Source organism: Moraxella lacunata, assembly GCF_002027545.1.
Classification (GTDB): Bacteria; Pseudomonadota; Gammaproteobacteria; order Pseudomonadales; family Moraxellaceae; genus Moraxella; species Moraxella lacunata.
This window is the reverse complement of record NZ_MXAN01000070.1, coordinates 1-8,601: the sequence shown is the minus strand read 5'-3', so window position 1 is coordinate 8,601 and position 8,601 is coordinate 1. Positions and strand designations below refer to the sequence as shown.

The following is an 8,601-nucleotide window of genomic DNA, read 5'->3' as shown; positions in this document are numbered from 1 at the left end:
CGAATTGCAATTCGCCCTTATGATTTTAAAAATTGTAAATTAAAGCTGAGCTGGCGTATTATTTATTTTGAGAATTTACCATGACCAAACCCATTCGCACCCGTATCGCCCCGTCCCCAACTGGCTTTCCGCACGTTGGCACGGCTTATATCGCCTTGTTTAATATGGTTTTTGCCAAATCACAAGGGGGCGAGTTTATCCTACGCATTGAAGACACCGACCAAGTCCGCTCCACCGCCCAGTCTGAACAGATGATTTTAAACGCCCTAAAATGGGCAGGTCTGACATGGAGTGAAGGTCCTGACGTGGGCGGACAGTTCGCCCCCTATCGCCAGTCCGAGCGTTCCGAGATTTACAAAAAATACGCCCAAGAGCTCCTTGACAAAGGTCATGCCTTTCGCTGTTTTTGTACGACAGACGAGCTAGACCAAATGCGTAAAGAGCAAGAAGCCCAAGGCTTGCCGGTGCGTTATGACGGACGTTATGCCAATCTGAGCCGTGAAGAGAGCGATAAACTTGCCGAGAGCGGTAAGCCCTTTGTCATTCGTATGCGTGTGCCGACAGACGGCGAGTGTGTGATTCATGATATGCTTCGTGGCGAGATTAGCATTCCTTGGGAAACGGTTGATATGCAAGTGCTTTTAAAAACAGACGGTTTGCCGACCTATCATCTTGCCAATGTCGTGGACGACCATCTCATGCAAATCAGCCACGTCATTCGTGGCGAAGAGTGGATTAACTCCGCTCCCAAGCACAAACTTCTGTATGAATATTTTGGTTGGGAAATGCCCGTGCTGTGCCATATGCCCCTACTGCGTAACCCCGACAAATCCAAACTCTCCAAACGCAAAAACCCCACGTCAATCACCTATTATAAGGACGCAGGCGTGCTACCTGAGGTCTTGATTAACTACTTGGGGCGTATGGGGTATAGCTTGCCAAACGAAGCGGAGAAATTTAGCCTAGATGAGATGATAGCCAGCTTTGACATCAAACGGGTGTCGCTTGGCGGGCCTGTGTTTGACATTGAAAAACTCTACTGGCTAAATGGCGAATACCTGCGTGCGATGAGTGCAGACGAGTTAAAGGCGAAGATTTTGGCATGGGCAAGCGATGATGATAAGCTGACCGCCATTGCCAAAGCCATTCAACCACGCATTAACGTGTTGTCCGATGCGGTAAATTGGGCAGGGTTTTATTTTCAAAACTTGCCAAACGTTACACCAGACGATTTTGCTCATAAAACGCTGGATAATGACAAGCTTTTGGAAATTCTCTACCTTGCCACATGGCAACTAGAAGCCTTGCCCGAGTGGAGCGAGAATAACATTTACCAAACCCTAAAAGGCTTGGCAGGGCATTTTGAGATTAAATTAAAAGACTTTATGCAACCGTTTTTTGTGGCGATTGCAGGTTCAACGTCTAGCACGCCTGTGATGAATTCCATGTACGTCATCGGGGCGGACATGACTTTATCACGCCTACGTCATGCCTGTGAAGTGCTTGGCGGACTTGGCAAAAAGAAACTCAAAAAATTGGAAGAGACGAATAAGGCTTTGCCAAACTTTTTAAATCAAGAATGATATAGGGCGTGCCTGCCCTTTATAACATAATAGACTTCTTTCCAAACCCTGATTTTTATGGATTTTTAAAAACTTCAACCCCAATACTTATAAGGGTTTATTTTTAGTTTGGAAAGAGATTTAATCTAAAATGTAGAAATATGGTGAAAATAAAATAATGTTTTTGTATGAAAAATAGCTAAATCTTGTGGCTCGAAGGCAACAACTTGCTTGATAGGATAACTATCAAACTACGTTTTTTCCTTGAAAAACGTGCGATTCCCTTGATTTTTTAAACAGGCATTTTTCATTGCAAATACAAAAGGCAGGCACGCCCTAAATAAAAACCGATAATTTTCAATAAGTTATCGGTTTTTTTAAAATTTTTTGAAAAAATTATTTGACAAGGCACAGGCTCTTTTATATAATACGCCCACCTTAACAAAGGGGCTATAGCTCAGTTGGTAGAGCACTTGCATGGCATGCAAGGGGTCAGCGGTTCGACTCCGCTTAGCTCCACCACTTTTTAATTTTATATTAAAAAGTCAAAAACACAAGCACCTAGGCACGCTCTTTGAGCAATCTTGTGTTGGTTCGTTAAGTTTTACGCTCCATTCGTCTAGAGGCCTAGGACACCGCCCTTTCACGGCGGTAACAGGGGTTCGAATCCCCTATGGAGTGCCAAATTCTAAATCCCCAAGTTACGGCTTGGGGATTTGTTGTTATGTCGGTAGGTTTTTCGCTTTATGGCAAATTTCACCACACATTTGACCGTTGCTGCCATTGCCAGTACTGCCCTTGCCACGTTTGGCTTTGTGGGTGGGTTATTTGGCTTTGGCACGGCGGTTTTTTGTTTGGCGATAGGGGTTATTGGTGGGCTGTTGCCTGACATTGACCTTGAAACGTCCATTCCTGCCAAGCGGTTTTTTACGCTCATGTCGTTATTTATCGCCACGCTCACCGCCATTTTATACACCGCCTATCAGACCACAGGCACACAGCTGGTGGAGCAGGCACTCATGGTGTGGGGTGGGGCGTTTATGGTCGTGCGTTATGGCGTGATAGGGCTGTTTAGTCATCTCACCGTTCATCGGGGTATGGTGCATTCGGTGCCATACATGGCGATGTGTGGACTGTTTGCGGTCTATGGGGCGTTTTATGGCTTTGGCATGACTGCCAAAGTAAGCTGGCTATTTGGGGGATTTTTGTTCATCGGGGCGATGGTGCATTTGGTGCTAGATGAGATATACAGCGTCAATGTGTTGGGGCTAAAACTCAAAAAATCATCAGGCACGGCATTCAAATTCTTTGAACGTAAAAAATCCCTGCGATATGTCATGCTCTACATCATCGTGTTCGCTTTATTTTTATACGCCCCTGATTATCAGCCTGCCCTAAATGGCATTCATGCATTGGTACAAACATTTGCCACTCGCACCATTTGACACGCCTTTATTAATTTTACCAATCATTGTCATTACACCCCGCTCATGTCCGCCATGATGACAAACCTGTCATCAGATGATAAAATGCGTGATATCTAGACAGATGAGTTTAACATGAATAATAACACCGACATTAACTATTATCCTGCACGCACCCTTGCCACGCCCATCACTGCCACTGGCATAGGGCTACACAGCGGCAAGGAAGTCACGCTCACCTTGCGAGATGCCCCCATCGGCACAAGCATTGTGTTCGTACGCACCGACCTTGATAACGCCCACATTCCCATGAGTGCCACGCTCGTCCAAGACACGATGATGTCATCCAACTTAGTGGCGGGCGATGCACGAGTTGGCACGGTAGAGCATTTGCTCTCGGCGGTGTCAGCGTGCGGTTTGGATAACTTATATATAGAAGTCAATGCCCCTGAGATTCCGATTATGGACGGCTCGGCAGCACCGTTTTTGTTTTTGATTGACGAAGCAGGCGTGGCAGAACAGCCCGCTCCCAAAGCCTTTTTAAAAATCAAAAAAACCGTGCGTGTGAGCGATGAAGACAAATGGGCGGAGCTTACCCCTTATGATGATGGTTTTTTGATGCATTTTGAGATTGATTTTAATCATGCCGCCATCAAAGCGACCGAACAGACCACGTCGCTTGATTTTAATACCGCCAATTTCGCCCGTGAAGTGGGGCAGGCTCGCACGTTCGGCTTTTTAAAAGACTTAGAAATGCTCAAAAAGCACAATCTTGCCTTAGGCGGTAGTATGGATAATGCCGTGGTGCTTGATGAGACATCGGTGGTCAATGGCGAGCTACGCTATCCTAACGAATTTGTCCGCCATAAAATGCTAGATGCGGTGGGCGATTTGTTCGTCATCGGGCATAACATCATCGGCAAATTTAACGCTTACAAATCAGGTCATGCCCTAAATAACGCACTCATCCGAGCGGTATTGGCAGATGACAGTGCCTATGAAATTGTAACAAATTATGACAAAAACAGCTGTCCGATTGCCTTTATTCCGCCCAAAAATCCCCTAAAAAATGAAGGATTTTAAGGCAAAAAATTTGGACGATTTAAATTTCGGTAAACTGACTGAAAAAGTAGCGTAATAAAGCTAAAAATTAATCAAAATGGCGTGTAACAAAGTAAAAGCGAGCTGACAGTAGCTCGCTTTTGTGTTTGTGGGGGTTTTGGGGATTTGTGCAGGGCTTTTATGAGAGTTTTATGGAAATTTTGTGAAAATGGGCGGATTTCTTTACATAAGATTACAAAAAGACCGTAAAAGTCCCAAATTTAAGAACAATTATCATTCTTTGGTGGTGGCGGTTTGAATGAGCTTGATAAAGGACGCCTGTAAACTTGGATTTTTGATGACAAGCTTAGCAGTTTGTGTTATAGTTCGCACCGTGTTTTCGCTTAATGGTTTTTCTAAGGTGGTTTGGGCGGTGTTTTGACCGCTGACACGCTGATGAATTTTGTGATTGACAATGACCCCCATTTTTGAAAACTGACCAAATGCTGGATGTTCATGCAGTGCCGACAGACATTCTTGATGTAGATAACGTACATGATTGGCGGATGTGATGGTTGGTAGTGCTAAGGTGATTTTATCATCATGAGCATACGCCACTTGTACCTGATTGCTAAGCTCGCCCAACACACCTGACAGCAGGGGGGCGGACAGATGGGTCAAGTGAGTAAAGTAGGCAAGTCGTCTGCTTAGGTCTTTGGGAAGTTTCGCCCCTGCCGCCGCTTGTTTTTCGGTGCGATTGGCAAGGTGGTTTGGAAAATGGGTTTTTAGATATAAGTCATCACTCATCATAATACCTTTTAAAAACTGACGGACATGGTGTCCAAGAGCTAAGTTTATCACGCCACCCGCTCAATGCCAATGTTTTATTGAGCCAAAAAGTACGTTCGGATGCGTATGGCATAAACCCAAGCTTTAACAAAACTAACTCATCTGACATCACTCATGTAAACAGGGGACGACCAACCCACAGACAAACGCTGTGTCGTCGTGCATGATGGATGCGAGGCAATCTTATGAAAAAACTCTTTTGGTTAATGTCGGCAATTACCTTTACGACAGTCAGTGCAAATGCAGAAAGTGGCAGAATCACCATCTCATCTGCCAGTGGTGAGCGTCAAGTAAATATCATCGCACCGCCCATGCCCACGCAAACGCTAAGCAATGCTGAGCTTGACAATGCCATCAATGAGCTAATGGGGGAGTCACAAGGTAATTCTCGTCTGACCCAAGGGTTTAGTACCAACACTCAAACACTCACTAACTTTTCAACAAGCAATAATACAGGCAGTACAGTCGCCGCTCTAAATGGTTCTGCCCCTGCCACAGCCGCCCGTCTGGCTGCCCGTGCCGCTCACGGTAAGAGCGTGGGTCGCTGTGCCATGTATGTGCGTAAGGCACTACAATCGGCTGGTTATAGCTTCACGCCACAGCCATCTGCTTATCAGTATGCCAATGGCACACTTGCCAGTGCAGGTTTCACCCGTATCAATAATGACAACTATGTACCACAGATTGGTGACGTGGCGGTCTTTAACCGTACCAGCAGAAACCCACACGGTCATATCCAAATCTATGATGGCAGTCAGTGGGTATCAGATTTTCGTCAGCCTAATTTTAGCCCCTATCGCAACCACAACGGATACAGCGTATGGCGTGACACTCGTTACCTAGATGCCACGGCAAATACAGGTACAATGCTTGCGATGAACGAGCAGTAATATGATAAAAAAGAGCGATGGAGTCGCTCTTTTTTGTTGGGCGTTTGTTAAGGGCGTATTTGGTACGCCCTTGGCTATAAAGTATGATGCCACGCCACAAGCTCATCCACATCCCTTTTGATGCCGTCTTTTAACTGTGCCAAACTCTCATAATGACGCTCGCCATGTAGGTATTTTTTAAACATCACGCTCAACGTCATGCCATACAAATCGCCTGCAAAATCAGGCAAATGCACTTCTAAGCGATAATCCGTGCCGTTTACGCTGGGGCGTTTGCCGACATTGACCGCCCCAAACAGACTGTTGGCGGTTTGCCCCTTGATACCACCCCCTAAGGCATGTAAATCAACCGCTCGACCGTCCCTATGTGCCAAAATATCTGCCCCAAAAATCCCCTGTACGGCAGGTTTTAGTCTATCTAATGCCACATTGGCGGTGGGAAAATCAAGCGTCCGCCCGATTTTGTCGCCATGCACTACTTGCCCTGTCATCGCATAGTCTCGCCCAAGCATGATTTTGGCGGTGTCCAAATCGCCCTGTGCCAATGCACCACGCACCGCCGTGGAGCTAATCCGCTCATCATCATGGGCAACGGTGGCAAGGCTGTCCACACTAAATCCTAGCCCCTGCAAAAATGCCTTATCCCCTGTGCGGTCATGCCCAAAACGAAAATCATCGCCCAGTACCAAATGCTCTGCCCCCAAAGCGGTCAAAAGCGTGGCAAAGGCATGGGCGGATAGGTGGCGAAAATCGTCATTAAAATTTGCCTTGATGACAAAATCCACGCCATGACCGTCTAGCAAGGCGACTTTTTCGGCAAAGTTCGTCAAGCGAGCAGGGGGATTGTGTGGGCTAAAAAATTCCCTAGGCTGTGGTTCAAACACCATGACGGCAGTGGCAAGTGATTGCTTGGTGGCGTCTTTGATTAGGGTGTTGAGCATGGCTTGATGCCCCAAATGCACCCCGTCAAAGTTGCCAATGGTCAAGGCGTGTGGGGGCAAGGCGGTGGGGGCGTGTGGGTCTAAGTTGATGATTTGCATGAAAATGGAAAATGGACGGACAAAGGGCATATTATAGGCGAAATTCATCATTTTTTCATAAAAAATTGCCATAAAATTTGTTATGATGACCGCTTTGTGTGTTGTGATGATTAACGATGATAAAATTCTCTGTCAAATGGCTGTGGTTTGCCATACTGGTGTGGTTTGGGCTGTCCTGTTATGGGCTGTTTTTGCGTGTGCCGAGCGGTCAAGTGCCAAGCGTTAGCCATTTAGATAAAGTGGCTCATTTTGCGATGTTTTTTGGGCAGTTTTATCTACTATCACTGTTATTTAACATCAACACCAAAACCAAAGCACTCTGCCTGTGGGCTGTGGCTCTGGGCTGGGCGGTGGCAAGCGAGCTGATACAGGGTTATTTTACCACACGCAACATGGACGTATGGGATGGCGTGGCGGATATGGTGGGGGCGAGTTTGGCGGTGGGGTTGGGGTATTTACAGCAAAGACAGTGCTGATGAGCTTGGGGTTGTGATAAAATGGGGGTTGCCCCTACGAGACTGATGATATGAAAATTCGTGATTTTGTATTCTTATTTTTAATATGCTGTGCTATATGGGTTATACCCTACTGTGTTTGGCATGGTCGTGGACTGCCACCTGAAAAAGATTTGCATTATGTAACAGGTAAGGTTAGGCTGGTTACTGTTGCTAAAGATGGCAAAAATAGAGACATTAAACACATGAGTATTGTCAATCCCCAAACCAAAGAAAAACTGATGATTGCTTGTGGCAACATAGTTATTCCTAAAAAAGACATGTTTAGCAATTGTTTCTTAACAGATGATCATCTAAGCCAAACACTTACCATTGGTTATTATTACCAACCCTCAGTACTTGGTATTACCAATGAAGTCCCCCAAATGGCAACCATTCATATCAATAAACCTAATGGTGAGATGATAGCTGTTGATAGCTATGCCTCTACAAAAGATAAAATAGTATCCGCCAATCGGTTTTTTTTTGATTTTAGGTCTGGCTACTATAATTTTATTAATATGGTCTCATATGAGAGATGTTAAAAAAGAGCTAAAAAAGAAGGAGCAAGAAAATGATGGCAAACTTGACTAGGGTGTGCCTACCTTTTGTATTTGTTATGAAAAATGCCTGTTCAAAAAAGCAGGGGAATCGCCCGTTTTTCAAGGAAAAATGCAGTATGGCAGGGTGCGTAATACGCACCTTCTAAGTGGATAAGTGGAAAATCTTATTGGTGTGTAATACGCACCTTACTGTCATTGGTGTATTTTGACGTTAAATGACTATAATTGAAAATGCCAAATTGATAGTAAGGTGGTTTATTTAAAATTAAGCAAGGGTAGTCATTAAAGATGTGAACAGCTGTTTTACACCGCCAAAGCCTATCCCAATAATAATGACCAAAGGTAAGATACTTGCCAGTATCATATCAAGCATGGTTGGCGGAGCGGACGGCTCGCCAAATTCATTTACATCATCATCGCCTTTGGCAAGCAGTAAGTACAAAAACAGCACCATATTCACATAAGGAACAAAGTACAAAATCGCCCAAAGTCTTGACCGCCCCAAATCCGTGAGTCGTCTTATCATGGGGACAAGCACAAGATACAGCATAAAAGGCATACCTACCAACAAAATAATCATGACAGGTAAATGAAGGGCGGTAACGCATATACCAACCGAACCCAAAATATGCTACAATACCCCTATGGCATACTCAGATGATTTTAGACAACAAGTACTAAGGCAACTAAATTGTGGTAAAACCTACCGACAGCTTGCCGAAGAGTACAATATCAGCA

9 protein-coding genes and 2 tRNA genes are annotated in these 8,601 nt (G+C 45.1%); 8 read left to right on the top strand and 3 right to left on the bottom strand.

What is annotated here, in order from left to right; translation table 11 throughout:
• Nucleotides 1-80 precede the first annotated feature (80 nt).
• From gltX to lpxC, 5 genes are all read left to right on the top strand, one after another.
• Complete coding sequence (gene gltX / locus B5J94_RS10000; RefSeq protein ID WP_062501660.1) at nucleotides 81-1,583, top strand: glutamate--tRNA ligase; 1,503 nt, start codon at nucleotides 81-83, stop codon at nucleotides 1,581-1,583.
• Between the two features lie 425 nt (nucleotides 1,584-2,008).
• Nucleotides 2,009-2,084: transfer RNA gene (locus tag B5J94_RS09995), tRNA-Ala, on the top strand.
• An 86-nt stretch (nucleotides 2,085-2,170) separates the two neighbouring features.
• A tRNA-Glu gene (locus B5J94_RS09990) sits at nucleotides 2,171-2,246 on the top strand.
• 62 nt (nucleotides 2,247-2,308) lie between these two features.
• Nucleotides 2,309-3,007, top strand: coding sequence for a metal-dependent hydrolase (locus B5J94_RS09985; protein WP_062500542.1), 699 nt, complete (start codon nucleotides 2,309-2,311; stop codon nucleotides 3,005-3,007).
• Nucleotides 3,008-3,121: 114 nt separating this feature from the next.
• Entirely contained in the window at nucleotides 3,122-4,069 is a 948-nt protein-coding gene (gene lpxC / locus B5J94_RS09980; protein ID WP_062500540.1) for a UDP-3-O-acyl-N-acetylglucosamine deacetylase, read from the top strand.
• 252 nt (nucleotides 4,070-4,321) lie between these two features.
• Here lpxC and B5J94_RS09975 read toward each other — a convergent pair whose 3' ends face one another.
• A complete protein-coding gene (locus tag B5J94_RS09975; RefSeq protein ID WP_143821963.1) occupies nucleotides 4,322-4,888 on the bottom strand; it encodes a hypothetical protein in 567 nt (188 codons plus the stop codon).
• Nucleotides 4,889-5,061: 173 nt separating this feature from the next.
• Between B5J94_RS09975 and B5J94_RS09970 the strand changes: the two genes are divergently transcribed.
• Nucleotides 5,062-5,766 carry a CHAP domain-containing protein gene (locus tag B5J94_RS09970; protein ID WP_062500536.1) on the top strand — a complete coding sequence of 235 codons (705 nt, stop codon included), beginning with the start codon at nucleotides 5,062-5,064 and terminating at the stop codon, nucleotides 5,764-5,766.
• Nucleotides 5,767-5,840: 74 nt separating this feature from the next.
• On the opposite strand, the gene ribF is transcribed toward B5J94_RS09970, so the two are convergent.
• Nucleotides 5,841-6,806 (bottom strand): bifunctional riboflavin kinase/FAD synthetase, encoded by a 966-nt coding sequence (gene ribF / locus B5J94_RS09965; protein WP_062500544.1) that lies wholly within the window; start codon nucleotides 6,804-6,806, stop codon nucleotides 5,841-5,843.
• A gap of 116 nt (nucleotides 6,807-6,922) precedes the next feature.
• Here ribF and B5J94_RS09960 point away from each other — a divergent pair, with 116 nt between their 5' ends.
• Complete coding sequence (locus B5J94_RS09960) at nucleotides 6,923-7,282, top strand: VanZ family protein (RefSeq protein ID WP_062500534.1); 360 nt, start codon at nucleotides 6,923-6,925, stop codon at nucleotides 7,280-7,282.
• Nucleotides 7,283-7,332: 50 nt separating this feature from the next.
• Entirely contained in the window at nucleotides 7,333-7,845 is a 513-nt protein-coding gene (locus B5J94_RS09955) for a hypothetical protein (protein WP_062500532.1), read from the top strand.
• A 283-nt stretch (nucleotides 7,846-8,128) separates the two neighbouring features.
• On the opposite strand, the gene B5J94_RS09950 is transcribed toward B5J94_RS09955, so the two are convergent.
• A complete protein-coding gene (locus B5J94_RS09950) occupies nucleotides 8,129-8,443 on the bottom strand; it encodes a DUF805 domain-containing protein (protein WP_079364109.1) in 315 nt (104 codons plus the stop codon).
• Nucleotides 8,444-8,601: the final 158 nt, after the last annotated feature.

Coding starts and splice junctions, on each gene's coding strand:
- ribF (WP_062500544.1), bottom strand. CDS start 6,806: ATGCAAATCATCAACTTAGACCCACACGCCCCCACCGCCTTGCCCCCA.
- lpxC (WP_062500540.1), top strand. CDS start 3,122: ATGAATAATAACACCGACATTAACTATTATCCTGCACGCACCCTTGCC.
- B5J94_RS09955 (WP_062500532.1), top strand. CDS start 7,333: ATGAAAATTCGTGATTTTGTATTCTTATTTTTAATATGCTGTGCTATA.
- B5J94_RS09950 (WP_079364109.1), bottom strand. CDS start 8,443: ATGATTATTTTGTTGGTAGGTATGCCTTTTATGCTGTATCTTGTGCTT.
- B5J94_RS09960 (WP_062500534.1), top strand. CDS start 6,923: ATGATAAAATTCTCTGTCAAATGGCTGTGGTTTGCCATACTGGTGTGG.
- gltX (WP_062501660.1), top strand. CDS start 81: ATGACCAAACCCATTCGCACCCGTATCGCCCCGTCCCCAACTGGCTTT.
- B5J94_RS09985 (WP_062500542.1), top strand. CDS start 2,309: ATGGCAAATTTCACCACACATTTGACCGTTGCTGCCATTGCCAGTACT.
- B5J94_RS09970 (WP_062500536.1), top strand. CDS start 5,062: ATGAAAAAACTCTTTTGGTTAATGTCGGCAATTACCTTTACGACAGTC.